Origin of the sequence: Shewanella sp. 4t3-1-2LB (assembly GCF_017368415.1) — a bacterium.
Lineage (GTDB): Bacteria > Pseudomonadota > Gammaproteobacteria > Enterobacterales > Shewanellaceae > Shewanella > Shewanella fodinae.
Map to the genome: position 1 here is coordinate 50,966 of NZ_JAFNJD010000002.1, position 16,911 is coordinate 67,876.

Here is a 16,911-nt window from a genome sequence, read left to right on the forward strand (position 1 = left end):
CTTACCTGTCCTGTTGCGCTTCTCTTGCGGCCACGGCTTGTTGCCAACGAACGTCTGCTACATCGGTATAATCCACCACTTCCCGGAGGACGGAGGTAGCGTAGGCGCCCGCAGGCAACACAAAACTCAACCGCAAACCTTCTGGGATTACCGCCCAGCTCATCGCTTGCGGACACAACATCAGTGGCCGCCGTTCCTGTGACAATCCGGCATGCTCCAGCGCATCAAGATCGGCCGCATAATCTGCCAATACGGCGGACTCAAAGAGCAACGCCTCGCCGGTCGCCAACGCTCGACCACGGCCCCACAAAGGCGCAGATAACTGAATATCCTGCGCGGCTAATCGGTTTTTAAGCACTTCGTCCCATTGCTCAGCAACAAAAAAGCTATTGCTACCCGCCAGCATGACACAATCACCCGGCAACAGCGTTCCCGGATATTGCTGTAATCTTGCCGCAACCACCGCGTTAAACAACATGGACCGTAACGCAGAGAGATATAAAGAGCGTTTGTTGCGATCCTTCACTTTTTTACCCGCTAACATCTCCCGGGCTTTGGCGATATTGCCACCATGATGGCCAAATCGCTGCTCACCAAAATAGTTGGGGACGCCCCGCTCTCGGATCTGTTCTAATCGCTGCTGCACCTCTTCAACATCGGTAACATCTCGCAGAATGAGCGTAAAGCGGTTACCTGTGAGCGCCCCTATCCGCAACTTTTTGCTGTGCCGCTGACTGGAGAGTATCTGCAGATTATCACTGTTTAACTGTTGCCAATCAGGTGTTTCCTTCCCGGGGATGCGCACACCAAACCACTGTTCAGTAACAGCGTTTTTGTCTTTTTGTCCGGCGAACGTCACCTCTTTGGGGTGCACACCCGCAAATTTTGCCAACAATTCCGCCACCGCTACAGTATTAAGACCACGCTTGCGGATATGTAACAGATGGTGTTCACCTTCGCCTGTCGGGGTAAATGGCAGTAATTCCTGTACCAGAAAGTCTTCGTTAACCGTACGCAAATTGCCACGACTAGCCGGTTTTCCATAAAGATAATGCAGTTCTACCACGCAACCTGCTCCTCACTATACGCCTGCAGTAACACCACTGCTTCGACCGCTATTCCTTCTTTTCGTCCAGTGAATCCAAGTTTCTCTGTCGTCGTTGCTTTCACGTTAACGGCATCTAACTCGGCCTGTAAGTCACTCGCCAAAACTTCGCGCATTGCCTGGACATGTGGTGCCATCTTCGGGGCTTGTGCAATGATAGTTACATCCAGATTACCTAAGGCATAACCACGCTGTTTCACCAACTCAAAACAGTGACGTAACAAAACCCGGCTATCAGCCCCTTTAAACTGGGGATCGGTGTCGGGAAAGTGCTTACCGATATCGCCCAGCGCCATCGCGCCCAGTAAGGCATCGGCCACCGCATGTAACACCACATCACCATCAGAATGCGCAATCAGCCCAATCTCGTGAGGCACAACAACGCCCCCGAGGATCAACGGTTGCTCGGCACCAAATTTATGGACATCAAACCCATGTCCGATACGTATTTTCATCAATGTCTCCAAGTGTGCTGCCCGCTTTACGAACGCTGCTGATGCTGCAGAAATAAAGCGGCCAACGGCAAATCTTCTGGATGTGTCACCTTAATGTTATCACTGCGTCCGGCCACCAAGCCCGGACGCACGCCAGCCCACTCCATTGCCGACGCTTCATCGGTTATCTGTACCCCTGCCGCAATTGCCTGTGACAAGTTATGTTGCAACAACTGCGCTGGAAATAATTGCGGGGTCAACGCATGCCACAAAGCATCACGGGATACGGTTTCACTGATACTGCCATCAACGGCCGCCCGTTTCATGGTGTCACGCACTGGTGCCGCCAGAATAGCGCCTTGCGGGAATTGTTGCCTTGATGCCAATAACTTATCGATATCGGCATGGGTGAGGCACGGTCTGGCAGCATCATGCACCAAGGCCCAGACATCAGGCTGAGACAGTTGTTTCAAGGCTGCCAGCACGGAATCCGCCCGTTGAGAACCGCCAACAACGGTTAATATTTTAGGATGACTAGCTTGTGGTAACTGGGTGAAATAGCGATCTTGTGGATGCAGCGCTACGACAACCTGAGATATCGCAGGATGATTGAGTAATAGCTGTAGTGTGTAACCGAGAATACAGCCATTCAGCAATGGCAGATACTGTTTGGGACAATCCGCGCCCATACGACTGCCAACACCAGCGGCGGGGACAATAGCAACCACGGTCTGAGACGCATGCGGCATACGGTCAACCGATAATTCAGATTGATTCATGGTGTCCTGCGTTAAATATTAAAGGAAAAGTGCTCTCAATTATTAGAAACGGTCATCGAACGCTGCTCACCGCCCACAACCCGATAAAAAGTTTCACCCTTTTTAATGAATCCCAGCTCATTTCGGGCCCGCTCTTCAATCGCTTCCTTACCGCTACGCAAATCAAGGATTTCCTCTTTCAATGCCTGGTTGCGGGCATCGAGTTCATTATTATTTTGTTGCTGTTCAGCAATCTGATGTTCTAGGTGGAAATATTCTGTGAGGCTATTATCACCCCACCACAACCGATACTGCATCAGACCAAGCAACAGGCATCCTAACAAGAGCAAAGGTTTCATAGGCAGCGGGTCACCATTTTAGGCAAAATGTTCTGCGACAGATAGTACAACAAAAAAGGCCACCAAGTGGCGGCCTTTTTACGTCTGATTGTATCCAACTTGCTAAAAAAGAGACTTACGCCTGCCCTTTGATTGCCGATAGACCGTGGTAAGGGGCCTTTTCACCCAACTGCTCTTCAATTCGTAGCAACTGGTTATATTTAGCAATACGATCTGAACGGCATAGCGAACCGGTTTTAATCTGCCCTGCCGCAGTACCAACCGCCAGATCGGCAATCGTGGCGTCTTCGGTTTCACCACTACGATGCGAAATAACTGCGGTATAGCCCGCATCTTTTGCCATACGGATAGCCGCTAGCGTTTCTGTCAGCGAACCAATCTGGTTGAATTTGATTAAAATTGAATTACCGATGCCCTGTTCGATACCACGCGCCAGAATTTTGGTATTGGTGACAAATAGATCGTCGCCGACCAACTGGATCTTATCACCGAGGATCTTAGTCAGATAAGCCCAGCCTTCCCAGTCAGATTCATCCAATCCATCTTCGATAGACACAATGGGGTACTGTTCCGTCAGTGACTTCAGAAAATCGGAGAACTGATGAGAGGTAAATACTTTACCTTCACCCGCAAGATCATATTTGCCATCTTTGTAGAACTCAGATGCTGCACAATCTAGCGCTAGAGTCACGTCGGTTCCTAAGGCATAACCAGCAGCCGCAATGGCCTCTTTGATTACGGCTAACGCATCGGCATTAGATGCTAGGTTAGGCGCAAAACCCCCTTCGTCACCTACTGCCGTATTAAGCCCTTTGGCCTTCAGCACTTTTTTCAGATTATGGAAAATCTCGGCACCCATACGCAGCGCTTCGCGGAAATTCTTAGCACCGACGGGCTGAACCATAAACTCCTGAATATCGACGTTATTATCGGCATGTTCACCACCGTTAAGGATATTCATCATCGGCACAGGCATACTGTATTGCCCTGGAGTACCGTTCAGTTCCGCGATATGTGCGTATAACGGTATTCCTTTAAATGCGGCAGCGGCCTTTGCTGCAGCCAGCGATACCGCCAAGATGGCATTGGCGCCGAGCTTATCTTTGTTTTCAGTGCCATCAAGTGCAATCATGATGCTATCAAGTTCAGCTTGAGCCGTAGCATCTTTGCCCACTAACGCGGCACTGATAGGACCATTGATATTAGCCACAGCTTGCAGTACGCCTTTGCCCAGATAGCGACTCTTGTCACCATCGCGTAGTTCCAGTGCTTCACGGCTGCCAGTAGAGGCGCCAGAAGGGGCCGCAGCCATACCGATAAATCCACCTTCTAGATGCACTTCAGCTTCTACAGTGGGGTTACCGCGCGAATCCATGATTTCGCGGCCAAAGACTTTCACGATCTTAGCCATAATATCCTCAGTTCAAAGATAAAATTAAAAGAAAAACCCGTACCCATATAGCATCCCCATGACATGGGTACAGGGTTCTTGAGAGTGCAACGATGCCCCATCATACGACATTATCCAAGCGTTGATGAACCGCTGCCGACATTAATCAAAAAGCCGGTACAAAAATGAATGCACCGGCTTCTTGCCGTATTAGCCTAACTTGCTCTTCTGGTACGCGCTGGCGGCAGATACAAACCCTTCAAACAGCGGATGCCCATCGCGCGGTGTAGAAGTAAATTCCGGGTGAAACTGACCGGCGACAAACCAAGGATGATCCGGCAGTTCAATCATCTCGACCAACTTGCGGTCAGAAGACAAGCCACTGAACACCAACCCAGCCTGCTCCAGTTTCGGCACAAAGGTGTTATTAACTTCGTAACGATGGCGATGGCGTTCAACACAGGTTTCGTGACCATATGCGGCGGCGGCTTTGGTGCCTGGCAACAAATGGCATAGCTGTGCACCTAAGCGCATGGTGCCACCAAGATCTGAGGCTTCATCACGGTGTTCTACGTGCCCCGCTTCATCAATCCATTCAGTGATCAAACCCACTACAGGATAAGGGGTGTCCGGATTAAACTCAGTAGAGTGCGCACCGTCCATGCCCGCCACATGACGGGCAAACTCGATCAGCGCCACCTGCAGTCCCAAACAAATACCGAAATAAGGCAATTTATGTTCACGGGCATATTGTGCCGCCATAATTTTGCCTTCGATGCCACGAGAACCGAAGCCGCCAGGCACCAGAATACCGTCAAGGCCGTCGAGCACTTCTACGCCTTTAGCTTCAACAGTCTGAGAGTCAATATATTTGATATGCACTGAAACACGCGTTTTAATGCCGGCATGTTTCAACGCTTCGTTAACCGATTTGTAGGCATCAGGCAGTTCGGTATATTTACCGACCATGCCGATAGTGACTTCACCATTGGGATTGGCTTCTTGGTAAATCACATTTTCCCATTCAGACAGATCCGCTTCCGGACATTGCAAGCCAAAACGTTTAACAACGAGTTCATCCAGCCCTTGAGAGCGCAGTAACGCCGGAATCTTGTAGATGGAATCAACATCGCGCAAGGAGATAACGGCTTTTTCTTCGACGTTACAAAACAGTGAGATTTTCGCCCGTTCAGTGGCGGGAATTGCCCGGTCACCACGACACACCAGAATATCTGGTGCAATCCCAATAGAGCGCAGTTCTTTCACAGAATGTTGGGTGGGTTTAGTTTTCACTTCCTGCGCGGGGCCGATAAACGGCACCAAAGTCAGGTGCATGAACATGCTGCGCTCACGGCCCAGTTCAACCCCTAACTGACGAATAGACTCGAGAAATGGCAGGGACTCAATATCACCGACGGTACCACCAATTTCAACGATGGCAACATCATGGCCTTCACCGCCTTCTAGCACTTTTTCCTTGATGGCATTGGTGATGTGCGGGATCACCTGAATGGTGGCTCCGAGATAATCACCACGGCGCTCCTTGCGCAGCACCTCTTCATAGATACGGCCAGTCGTGAAGTTGTTGCGCCGCCCCATTTTAGTACGAATGAAACGTTCGTAATGACCTAGGTCGAGGTCAGTTTCAGCACCGTCTTCAGTGACAAACACTTCGCCATGCTGGATTGGGCTCATAGTGCCCGGATCAACGTTGATATAAGGATCCAGCTTCATGATGGTCACATTGAGGCCCCGTGCCTCCAATATTGCGGCTAATGATGCTGCCGCAATGCCTTTGCCTAGTGATGAAACCACACCACCGGTTACGAAGATATACCTTGTAGTCATTGCTGAACCTGAGAAAAAGAGTAAGAATTCAACGCTCGGGATTAAGCGCTGGGATGGGGCGACAGTATATCAAAGGCAGCCTGATTTACCAAACCGCTAGAGGTAGAAATTTGCCTGATTATGAGATTAATTGAAGTGGACTCAGTGCCGTTCTTGCTGTTTCACCTGTTCCCAAAACTGATCCAACGAGGTCAAAGTATGCTCCTCAAAGGCTTTGCCGGACGCTTGCACACATTGTTCTACGCCGCGGAAACGCCGTTCAAACTTATGGTTGGCCTGCCGCAAGGCTTCTTCTGGATTTACGCCCAGATGGCGTGCCAGATTAACCGTTGCAAATAGCAAATCGCCCATTTCTTCTTGTAATCTTGCCGGATTTTGCGGTGATAACTGGGCCTCTTCCAACACCTCGGCCAACTCTTCCTGTACTTTACCAACAACAGGTGGCAGTTCGCTCCAGTCAAAGCCCACTCGCGCAACTCGCTTTTGGATTTTCGCCGCACGTGTTAATGCCGGTAGTGCATTAGGAATATCATCCAAAATGGAATGCAACTGCCGCGCTTGCCGTTCGCTCGCTTTGAGGTTTTCCCAATTTTCGTGCAGATCCTCAATCGCCGCATCGGCAAACACATGGGGATGTCTCTGCAGCAATTTGTCGCAAATCCGTTCCACCACAGTCGAGAAATCAAACTGCCGTTGCTCTTTGCCCAATTGTGCATAAAACACTATCTGGAACAACAAGTCGCCCAATTCGCTGGGCAGTTCCTGCCAATCTTCACGTTCAATGGCATCAGCGACTTCATAGGCTTCCTCCAACGTGAACGGAATAATAGAGGTAAAGGTTTGAGCCTTGTCCCAGGGACAACCGCGCTCGGGATCGCGCAGTTGCGCCATAATTTCTAGCAGGCGTTCAATATCAGGCTTACTCACAACCGTTACTACCTCAAATTTATGTCATCATCTTACTAACACTTACAGACGACGCGCTTCCAATACACCATCGACTTGATTGAGTTTTGAAATCACCCGCGACAATCCTTCGACATTGTAGAGTTCCATTTCCAATTCAATGGTGGCGGTTTGGGTTTTCACATCCGATGACGTATTCATGGCCAGCACGTTGGACTTTTCAGCGGCCAACACTGATGTCAGGTCACGCAGTAGCCCGGTACGATCATTAGCCAAAACCCGCAGCCGCACCTTGTAACCGCCAGAGTAATTCTCACCCCATACGACATCGACCACTCGCTCAGGGTGTGCCCGCATCAGTTCTTTTACCTGCTCACAGTCAGCTCGATGCACCGAGATGCCGCGGCCTTTGGTAATGAAACCAAAAATCTCATCCCCCGGCACTGGTTGGCAGCAACGCGCCAGATGGCTCATCAGATTACCGACGCCATTAACTTCAATTCGGTCTTTACCGCCAGCAGCAACTTTCTGGCCGCCTTTTTTGACCAAATCTTCGATGGCATCCTCGGCCGAGGGCACCTCTTGCCGGAACTGCCCCTGAATATAGTTTACGACCTGATTCAGCCGGACATCACCGCCGCCAATCGCCGCCAGTAAATCATCCATATTGCCCAGATTAAAACGCTCAACTGCGACATGGGCATCTTTGAGACCAAGCCCAATACGCGCCAGCTCCGCTTCCAACATTTCGCGGCCAGCGGCCAGATTTTTGTCGCGATCTTGTTGCTTCAACCAGTGCAAAATTTTACTTCTGGCGCGCGACGTCTTGATATAGCCCAGGTTGGGATTGAGCCAGTCACGTTTAGGATTAGGCGTTTTTGAGGTGATAATCTCTACCCGTTCACCCGTCTGAACCTGATAGGTAAATGGCACGATACGGCCATCGACTTTGGCACCAATGCAGCGATGGCCAATTTGCGAGTGGATATAATAGGCAAAGTCGAGCACCGTTGAACCGCCGGGCAAGTCCACCACTTCGCCAGTGGGCGTAAACACGTACACTCGGTCTTCAAATACCTGAGAACGGATCTCTTCAACCAGGTTGCCACTTTCTGCCACATCTTCCTGCCACTGCAGGATCTTACGCAGCCAGTTGATTTTTTCCTCGTAACCGGTCTGCTTACCGGCTGTGCCTTCTTTATATTTCCAGTGAGCGGCCACCCCCAGTTCAGCATCTTCGTGCATCTGCTGAGTGCGGATCTGGATCTCCACGGTTTTACCTTCGGGGCCTACAACCACAGTGTGAATTGACTGATAGCCGTTAGGTTTTGGATTGGCAATGTAATCGTCAAATTCACGTGGAATGTGATGCCACAGGGTATGCACCACACCGAGCGCACCATAACAGTCCTGTAATCGTTCGGTGACGACCCGTACGGCACGCACATCAAACAATTCATCAAATTTCAGATGCTTTCCACGCATTTTGCGCCAGATAGAATAGATATGTTTCGGCCGGCCATAGACTTTGGCGCGGATCTGTTCTGCATCCAGTTTCTGTTGCAACTGCTCAACAAAATTATCAATATAGACTTCGCGGTCTAACCGCTTACCATCGAGCTGCCGAGCAATCTCTTTGTAGGTATCGGGATGCAGATAACGAAACGATAGATCTTCCAGTTCCCATTTCAGCTGACCTATCCCTAAGCGATTCGCCAATGGTGCATAGATATCAGCAATTTCCCGAGCCAGCAGCACCCGCGTTTCTTCGTCTTCGCCTTTCACCTGCCGCAGCAAATACACGCGTTCAGCCAGTTTGATCACCACCGCCCGTACGTCTTCGACCATGGCCAGCAGCATTTTGCGGATGTTATCGATCTGCGATTCCGCAGTCCGGCTGTCATGGTTCAGTTGCAGATAGCCGATGGCATCCATGGTTTTTACACTGCGAACCAACGCTGCCAGTGCCGCAGAGCAATGCTCTTGCAAATAGAGGTCATCAAGTAAACCAGTCTCAAAGTAGACAAACAGCACTGATGCCAACAAGGTATCAATATCCATATTCAGCGGTGCCAGGATCTCTATTAGCTCCCGCGACTTGGCCTGCAGCTCGGCTAACGGGATACGGCACTTACCGAGCGGTAAACTCTCTAGCTGCTGAAATAACACCAGCAGTTTTTGAGCATCCTCGGGCTGAGCGACATGGCGTTTAACCCAATCGTCCAACGTAAAGTCCGGATCCTGAAAATGCGCTTCGCGAACAGATACCATCTTTGCTTCCTTTTGTTGGTCTGACAAACAGACGCGTCAAGACTCTCTATCTTGGGTATTGCTTCCAGGAAGTCAAATCCCTTATGCCGCTTTTGGGCAAACTCGCTGTAAAGTTGCTGTTTATTTGTGCGTAAACAAAGCGATAGCTTCCATGTGATGAGTCTGCGGGAACATGTCCAACAGTGCCAATTTGCTCAATTGATACCCTTGATCCACCAGCTTTGCACTATCACGCGCTAAATTGGCCGGATTACAGGACACATAAACCAACGAACGCGGAGCCAACAACGGGAGTTGTGACAGCAGTTCCCAAGCCCCAGCACGACTAGGATCCAACAGCAACTTATCCACCTGCTGTAACCATGGTTGACCGCTCAGGTCACCGTTGAGATCGGCACAGAAAAATTCACAGTTGTCCATCCCTGCGGCCACAGCGTTACTGCGGGCTTGCTGCACTAATTGTTGTACGCCCTCAACGCCAGTAACACGGGCTCCCGATGTTGCCAGTGGCAGGCTGAAATTTCCCATACCACAAAACAGATCCAGAATGTGTTCGTCGGCTTTAGGGTCTAGCCATTCTAGGGCTTTAGCTAGCATCAAGCGATTGACAGCGCCATTGACCTGAATGAAGTTACCAGGGTTAAAGTGCAACGTCAGCGGAGAATTTAGCTGTGTAAATTGATAGAAAGGCTGGGCGCCGCGAAGGTACTCATATTCATCTTCAGCACTTTGTAATACGAGCTGACAGTCAAGATTTTCAGCCAATGTTAGTAAGCGCTGCCGGTCTTTATCTGACAAGGCTTTGGTAATACGCAACACCACCAGCACGCCGCTATCGGCAGCGATTAATTCGACATGGCCTAGGCTGGCAACACTCTGCAACTGCGCCAGTGCTGCAGCCAACGGTTTTATCAGTGCAGATAATGCTGGCAGCAACACCGGACATTCTGTTATCGCAACCACTTTAGTGCTTTCTTTAGCGCGAAAGCCCAAGAAAAAGCGCTTGTTGGCTTTATCATACCAAGTAGCCAAGCGCGCCTTGCGCCGATATGCAAGCGGAGCGTCACTTAACACTTCGATCGGCGGTAACTCATCGATACCGGAGAATTTACTGAACAGTTCTCGTAGCACCTGTTGCTTGTATTGACGCTGCTCCGCTATCTGCAAGTGCTGCAAATCACAGCCACCGCAACTGCCATAATAAGCGCATACGGGTTCACATCTATGTGTAGATGCTTGCTGTAATTTAAGCAGTTGCGCCCTAGCATATTGTTTCTTATCTTCAGTCAGTTTTACGTCAGCAGTTTCGCCCGGTAATAGTCCCGGAACAAATAGTACTTTACCGTTAAACTGTGCAACCCCAGCACCCAAGTGATCCAACGTATTGGCCGTCACTTGGATCTTTTGCTGATTCATTACCGATGTTTTTGGTTTTGCTTTAAAAAATTGTGCCATGCAGCTCTCTTGGGCAATAAAAATACTGGTAAAAGTGACGCCAACTCTGGCAGTCTAGTATCGTTTAACTCTATTGTGGAATAGCCTTTGTCGATGAACAACACCAACTACATGACCAAATACAGCCTGCGCTCATGGGTGCTGGTGCTGGCGTTGGCACCGACAATTCTGGTGGGTATTCTGCTAGGCGCCTATTTTACCATAAATCGCTTTTATGAACTGGAAGATACGCTGCGGGATCAAGGTAGCAATATCATTGAGCCGTTGGCGATTGCGGGTGAAGCAAGTCTGATGAGCAATAACCGCGAAGCCGCAAAAAGATTGCTCGCCGCAGCACAATTGAACAAGTCCACATTGGTGAAATCCATCGCCATCTTTGACGCTGATAACCAGCTGTTCGTGACATCCCATTACCATAAAGATTTTGAGCTGATGCGTTATCAGCAGGATATCGCCAGTCTGAATCAAACGCAGTTTGAACAGGTCGGTGACAGCCTAATTGTGCGCACGCCCATCTATGCGACCGGGAATCTGCTGACACTGGATGATGTACCAGGGGTAGCCCAAGCCGACAAACCTGTCGGCTATGTAGCCATGCTGCTGAATAAAGAACGGGCGCTGTTAGAACAACATCGGGCAGCGTTAGCGGCTTTCATCATAGTGCTAATTGGGGTACAGCTGAACTTGTTGTTCACTTTCCGTTTGGTGAAAAATGTCACCCAGCCTATCACCGAAATGGTACGGGTAGTGGCCAAAATTCGTGAAGGTAAACTCGATACCCGTGTCAATGGCAACCTCATCGGCGAACTCGATTTGCTGAAACGTGGCATCAATGCCATGGCGAGTTCATTGTCGGAATACCATGATGAGATGCAGCAGAATATCGATCAAGCCACCTCTGACTTACGAGAGACACTGGAACAGATTGAGATCCAGAACGTTGAACTCGACATGGCCAAAAAACGGGCACAGGAGGCGAGTCGGATTAAGTCTGAGTTTCTTGCCAACATGTCCCATGAATTGCGCACCCCATTGAATGGTGTCATAGGTTTCGCTCGTCAGTTATTAAAAACCCCTTTGCATGCCAGCCAGTTGGATTACATCCGTACCATCGAACGTAGCGCCAGTAATTTGCTCAGTATTATCAACGATATTCTTGATTTTTCTAAACTGGAAGCGGGCAAAATGGTACTGGAAAACATGCCATTTTCATTACGTGAAAACCTTGATGAAACCGTAATGCTGTTGTCAGCCCAGGCACACGATAAACAACTGGAACTGGTAGTTGATGTGATGCCAGATGTACCTGATGCTGTCAGCGGCGATGCAATACGCGTCAGCCAGATCATCACCAATCTTGTCGGCAATGCCATCAAATTCACCGACAAAGGCAGTGTGTTACTAAAGGTGGATGTCAACGGGCTACAGGAAGACCAAGTCGAGCTGCATTGTGAAGTTTCTGACACCGGTATTGGTATCGAAGAAGAGCAACAACAACTGCTATTTCAGGCATTCGGCCAGGCGGACTCGTCTATTTCCAGACGCTTTGGCGGCACTGGCCTCGGACTTATCATTACCAAACGCCTGATCAACCAAATGGGCGGACAGATAGGCTTCACTTCGCGGCTAGGGAAAGGCTCGACCTTCTGGTTTACCCTACCCTTGGCGCAAAGCCCCTATCCATTGGGGGATCACCTACCGTTGCAGCAACTTTCGGGGAAACGCACACTGCTGTTTGAAACAAAATCCCTGTCGGCAGCCGTATTGCAAAGGCGACTGCAATACTGGCAAATGCGGGTTGAAACCGTCAGCAGCACCGCCGCCCTTAATGCCTTGCTAGCGGGAAACCCTTCTTATGATTTTATGCTGTTATCCTGCCACGACTATGATGATATTCCCGCATTAAGCAAAACATTAAATGCAGCGCGTCGCTGTACCCAAGTACTGATAGCGCTCACTGATAGTCATGATCAGCAATTGCTGAATAATGTTATCCGGCCACAGACCGATTTGGTGCTGACCAATCCGGTCGGAGAATACACACTTGCGAGGAATATGCTGGAGTTGCAGATAGCCCCAGCACCGGTGATTATTGCACCACCCGCACAGCCAACCGCACCTAAGCTTACCATGACGGTACTGGCGGTGGATGACAATCCGGCAAATCTAAAATTGATTGATACCTTGTTGCGTGAACTGGTGAGCGACGTCCACACTGCAACGAATGGCGAACAGGCAATAACACAAGCCAAAGCCACTGCATTCGATCTGATTTTTATGGATATTCAAATGCCAGGTACGGATGGCATCAAAGCCACCGCAGCCATTCGTGCCGACAGTCTTAATCGTAATACCCCTATCATCGCAGTAACTGCGCACGCAATTAATGAAGAACGCGAACGCATACTTAACAGCGGTATGGACGGTTATCTGCCTAAGCCCATTGACGAAACCGCACTAAAAGCCATATTAAACCGTTGGCATCATGGGATTGAAGTTGAACGGAACGATCCACGCATCGTCAATTGGGAACTGTGTCTAGCACAAGCCAACAACAAGGCCTCGCTGGCGCAGGAGATGTTGCAGATGCTGGTTAATTCGATTCCAGAAACCCGGGAAAACATTGAAACTGCATTAAAGCAGCAACAATTACCGCAATTATTGGCGGTTATCCATAAACTTCACGGTGCTTGCTGCTACTCTGGGGTGCCGACATTACAGCAGTTATGCCAGATAATAGAATCGGCCTTAAAAACCGGCGCACAACTGCTCGATGTCGAGCCGGAAATTCTGGAGTTGCTTGATGAACTGACTAAGGTAGAATCAGCGGCCCAAAAGTTACTCTCCTCATTCGTAACGGACTGAACCCATGAATGTAAAAGCGGGATTTTTTAAACGGCTTAAAGCACTAAGCCTGCCGCAGAAAAAACTGTTTGCCGTAGCCCTGTGTCAACGCATGCTACCTAACTATCAGCTGTTTGCTGAAGTGTGTCACTTTGGAAATGCGGCAGTTTTGGAAACCTTGCTGCAACTGTTGTGGCAGTCGCTTTATGACAACAAACTCAAGCTGAATATTGAATTGCAGTTAGCCAAGCTGGAAGAAAATACCCCAGAGCCGGAGAATTTTGACGTTTATGGTGTCTATCCAGCACTGGACGCAGTGGTCGCACTGTCCTCTTTACTCGGCGCGTTGGAGAGCAAAGTCGAAGATGACATTATCAATATTTCCAAACTATCTTCAGCCACCGTCGCCAATTACATTGAAGCCATTGCGCCTGACGAGATGACAGAACAACAACTGGAAGATTTTGTGTTCGATCATGAGGTGATGCAAGAAGAGCGGCAATTGCAGGAATCGCTATTGACCATCGTTGAAGAACAACCGCAGCTAGATGCAGTGTTTATTAAAGAGTTGCGTAAAGAGATTGTTGCTAACGGTGTATCTAATATTGGTATTTCACTGAACTGACGGGGCAGACTTTTCCCTACGATACGCCATTAGCCATACGCTAAATGTAATAAGGCCGGGATTCCCGGCCTTTTCACTATTCAAACCCAACAACTCAGGCATTCAACAACTCGCGCGCATTGGCGAGCGTATTGTCAGTAATAATATCGCCACCCAGTAACCGCGCCAGCTCCTGTACTCTCTGCTCACGGTTTAATGACACCATAGAAGTCTCAGTCATGCCACCCTTGCTTTGTTTGGCCACATACATATGCTGATGACCATTACCAGCGACTTGGGGCAAGTGAGTCACACATAAAACCTGAGTCGATTCCCCCAGCGAACGCAGCATGCGGCCCACAACCGCAGCGGTAGGCCCAGAAATCCCTACATCCACTTCATCAAAGATCAGTGTTGGTGTTGCCACCTTGCGCGCAGTAATCACCTGGATCCCTAAACCGATGCGCGACAGCTCACCACCAGAAGCAACTTTAGCCATGCTCTCCAAGGGTTGTCCCGGGTTGGTGCTGACGCGGAACTCCACATCATCACAGCCATGCAGCGACATCTGTTGTTCGTTAAATTGCACGGACACCACAAACTTGGCTTTTGGCATATTCAGCTCGCGCACTGAATCAGTGACTAATTTTTCCAACTCTTTGGCATAACGCAGCCGACTTTGGCTCAATTTCTGGGCCTGCACAAAGTAGTTTTCTCGACTAGCGGCTAACTGCAGTTCCACTTCCTCCAGTCTCGACTCATCGGCATCCAGAGTGCTCAATTCCGCCAACAATGACTGATGGTGCTGGTATAACTCTACAGGCGGCACATGATGTTTGCGGCTCAATTGCATCGCTTTTGATAATCGTGCTTCAATCTGAGCAAAAACCTCAGGATCCATCTCCAACCGTTCTAGGTAACGCTGCAGCTCACTGCCACTCTCTTGCACTTGGATCAGTGCTTCATTCAACATGTGACCAACCGATGCTAACTTCGGATCAAAGCCTTCCAGTTCTGCCGCAATATGTACCGCTTTATTAAGCAATGACTCGATATTCATCTCGTCACCTTCACTGAGCAGGTAAATCCCCTGCTGGCAGGCTTCCATCAACGCTGTACCATTAGCCAGCTTTTTATGCTCTTGCTCCAGCTCAGCAAATTCCTGTTCCCCTAGGCCGAACTCGTTGAGTTCCTCCACTTGATAACTCAGCAGTTGTTTGCGAGATATCCGCTCTTGCTGCGAACGTTGTAACTCTTGTAGTTGCTGTTCAGTATGACGAAAACGCTGATAAGCGCTACTGACGGCATCCAGCAATAACCGGTGATTGGCATAGCTATCCAACAGCAATAACTGTTGCTCACTCTTCAGCAAAGCGTGATGAGCGTGCTGCCCATGAATACCCACCAGTAATGGCCCCAAGGCCTTAAGCTGAGCCAAGGGGACAGGATTACCGTTGATATACGCGCGTGAGCGGCCATCATTGCCAATGGTCCGGCGCAGGATACATTCGTCTTCCAGCTCCAGATCATTATCTTCCAGCCAGCGTTTAGCCTGCGGTACATCGGTTAGCGAAAAACGGGCACTGACTTCGGCTTTGTCGGCACCGGGCCGCACGCTGCTGGCATCAGCCCGGTTACCCAAACATAGCCCCAACGCGTCGATGGCGATTGATTTACCGGCACCAGTTTCACCGGTAATGCTGGTCATGCCAGCGCGAAAATCCAGTTCCAAAAAACGCACAATGGCAAAATTGTTGATGCTGAGTTGGCAAAGCATAAAATATCCCCAAAGCACTGTATTAATGAACAGTATATACTGATTTTTTATACAGTAAATAGCCGCACATTATTTATGCTGGTCTAGGAAGTTCAGTGAATATTACAGTCGACTCACTATCACGCTATCAAACTGTTCAAGCAATCCGCTATTATGGGGCTCTGTCTTAGCGCCTAGATTGAGTCCTTAATACTATGCAGTCATCTCTGGAACTCCAGCTCATCTACCTGTTTGTCCACCTGGTAAATGCCGGAAGTTTTTCTGCGGCGGCGCGTCAGTTGCAGATGCCAATAGCGACTGTCAGCCGCAAACTTGCACGACTGGAAGAACAACTTGATCAGCAGTTACTGATGCGCAGCACCCGTAAACTGCGCCTTACTGAAGAAGGACTGGCGTTATATCAGAAGTACCAAGAAGTGGTCGCGCAATTTGATGCGCTCAGCCACAGCGGTAGTCCAGAAAGACCGGAAGGAACCTTAAGGCTAGCAGCGCCGATTTCCATCATTGCTAATCTGCTTATTGGTTGTCTCTCGGAGTTTTGCGAACTGTACCCAGATATCCAATTGCATATAGCGCAAAGCAATGAAGAGTTTGATCTAGTTGATAAAGCCATTGACGTAGCCATTGTTGGCGGCACCCAACCTGATTCCTCCTGGATCGCCTGCTCTCTGGGAGTATTGGACTATCGGATGGTGGCATCACCAGATTATCTGCGCCATGCTCCGGCATTACAGCATCCACAGCAGTTACATCGACATAAGATCATTAAAGCCTGGCCCTTTTTCAACTGGACGCTGCGGCATGCCAATGGTGATGCATTTTATTACGATGGACCGGCCAATCTGACGCTGACCGATCTCAATGGCGCCATTCGCGCGGCGGAACTTAGCGGAGGGATCCTCTACGGCCCAGAGCTGTTTGTAAAACAGCAGTTACGTGAAGGCAAACTGCAAATTCTGCTGCCAGAATGGCGTTGTGAAAAGCGGCGTATTTCGTTGTTGTATCATCAGCGCAGTCAACAACCGCTAAAAGTCCGACTATTTATTGAATTTATGCAATCCAGAGCCGACAAACTGTTTTCGATGAAAGACTGAGTATCAAAACATAAAACCCGTCGTAACTGACGGGTTTTATTTACAGGCTATCGCAGTAGCAGCGAT

At 49.4% G+C, this 16,911-nt stretch carries 13 protein-coding genes; 3 read left to right on the plus strand and 10 right to left on the minus strand.

All coding sequences use genetic code 11. From position 1 onward, the window contains the following. Position 1 precedes the first annotated feature (1 nt). The 9 genes from truD to rlmD all read right to left on the minus strand — a co-directional run bounded on the left by truD (position 2) and on the right by rlmD (position 10,526). The gene (gene truD / locus J3L11_RS01760; RefSeq protein WP_207569821.1) at positions 2–1,066 is read right to left on the minus strand and encodes a tRNA pseudouridine(13) synthase TruD; all 1,065 of its coding nucleotides are present in this window, start codon (positions 1,064–1,066) and stop codon (positions 2–4) included. Beyond that, positions 1,060–1,560 (minus strand): 2-C-methyl-D-erythritol 2,4-cyclodiphosphate synthase, encoded by a 501-nt coding sequence (gene ispF, locus J3L11_RS01765; protein WP_207569822.1) that lies wholly within the window; start codon positions 1,558–1,560, stop codon positions 1,060–1,062. The genes truD and ispF overlap by 7 nt, the downstream gene beginning before the upstream one ends. A 26-nt stretch (positions 1,561–1,586) precedes the next feature. Beyond that, a complete protein-coding gene (gene ispD, locus J3L11_RS01770; protein WP_242695034.1) occupies positions 1,587–2,318 on the minus strand; it encodes a 2-C-methyl-D-erythritol 4-phosphate cytidylyltransferase in 732 nt (243 codons plus the stop codon). A 35-nt stretch (positions 2,319–2,353) separates the two neighbouring features. After that, positions 2,354–2,656: a cell division protein FtsB gene (ftsB, locus tag J3L11_RS01775; RefSeq protein WP_133038155.1), complete on the minus strand. Its 303-nt coding sequence runs from the start codon at positions 2,654–2,656 to the stop codon at positions 2,354–2,356. Positions 2,657–2,771: 115 nt separating this feature from the next. Next, a complete protein-coding gene (gene eno, locus J3L11_RS01780; protein WP_207569823.1) occupies positions 2,772–4,067 on the minus strand; it encodes a phosphopyruvate hydratase in 1,296 nt (431 codons plus the stop codon). A gap of 189 nt (positions 4,068–4,256) precedes the next feature. Next, positions 4,257–5,894: a CTP synthase gene (locus J3L11_RS01785; RefSeq protein ID WP_207569824.1), complete on the minus strand. Its 1,638-nt coding sequence runs from the start codon at positions 5,892–5,894 to the stop codon at positions 4,257–4,259. 141 nt (positions 5,895–6,035) lie between these two features. Continuing rightward, the gene (gene mazG / locus J3L11_RS01790) at positions 6,036–6,821 is read right to left on the minus strand and encodes a nucleoside triphosphate pyrophosphohydrolase (RefSeq protein WP_347566490.1); all 786 of its coding nucleotides are present in this window, start codon (positions 6,819–6,821) and stop codon (positions 6,036–6,038) included. Positions 6,822–6,863: 42 nt separating this feature from the next. After that, positions 6,864–9,071 carry a GTP diphosphokinase gene (gene relA / locus J3L11_RS01795; protein WP_189618838.1) on the minus strand — a complete coding sequence of 736 codons (2,208 nt, stop codon included), beginning with the start codon at positions 9,069–9,071 and terminating at the stop codon, positions 6,864–6,866. Positions 9,072–9,191: 120 nt separating this feature from the next. Beyond that, complete coding sequence (rlmD, locus tag J3L11_RS01800) at positions 9,192–10,526, minus strand: 23S rRNA (uracil(1939)-C(5))-methyltransferase RlmD (RefSeq protein WP_207569825.1); 1,335 nt, start codon at positions 10,524–10,526, stop codon at positions 9,192–9,194. A gap of 93 nt (positions 10,527–10,619) precedes the next feature. Here rlmD and barA point away from each other — a divergent pair, with 93 nt between their 5' ends. Together barA and J3L11_RS01810 are read left to right on the plus strand one after the other, a co-directional pair. Next, entirely contained in the window at positions 10,620–13,391 is a 2,772-nt protein-coding gene (barA, locus tag J3L11_RS01805) for a two-component sensor histidine kinase BarA (RefSeq protein ID WP_207569826.1), read from the plus strand. Between the two features lie 4 nt (positions 13,392–13,395). Further along, entirely contained in the window at positions 13,396–13,995 is a 600-nt protein-coding gene (locus J3L11_RS01810) for a YjaG family protein (protein ID WP_207569827.1), read from the plus strand. Between the two features lie 94 nt (positions 13,996–14,089). Here J3L11_RS01810 and recN read toward each other — a convergent pair whose 3' ends face one another. Further along, a complete protein-coding gene (gene recN, locus J3L11_RS01815; RefSeq protein ID WP_133038148.1) occupies positions 14,090–15,751 on the minus strand; it encodes a DNA repair protein RecN in 1,662 nt (553 codons plus the stop codon). Between the two features lie 194 nt (positions 15,752–15,945). Between recN and J3L11_RS01820 the strand changes: the two genes are divergently transcribed. Beyond that, positions 15,946–16,845, plus strand: coding sequence for a LysR family transcriptional regulator (locus J3L11_RS01820; protein WP_189618834.1), 900 nt, complete (start codon positions 15,946–15,948; stop codon positions 16,843–16,845). The last annotated feature ends 66 nt before the right edge of the window (positions 16,846–16,911 follow it).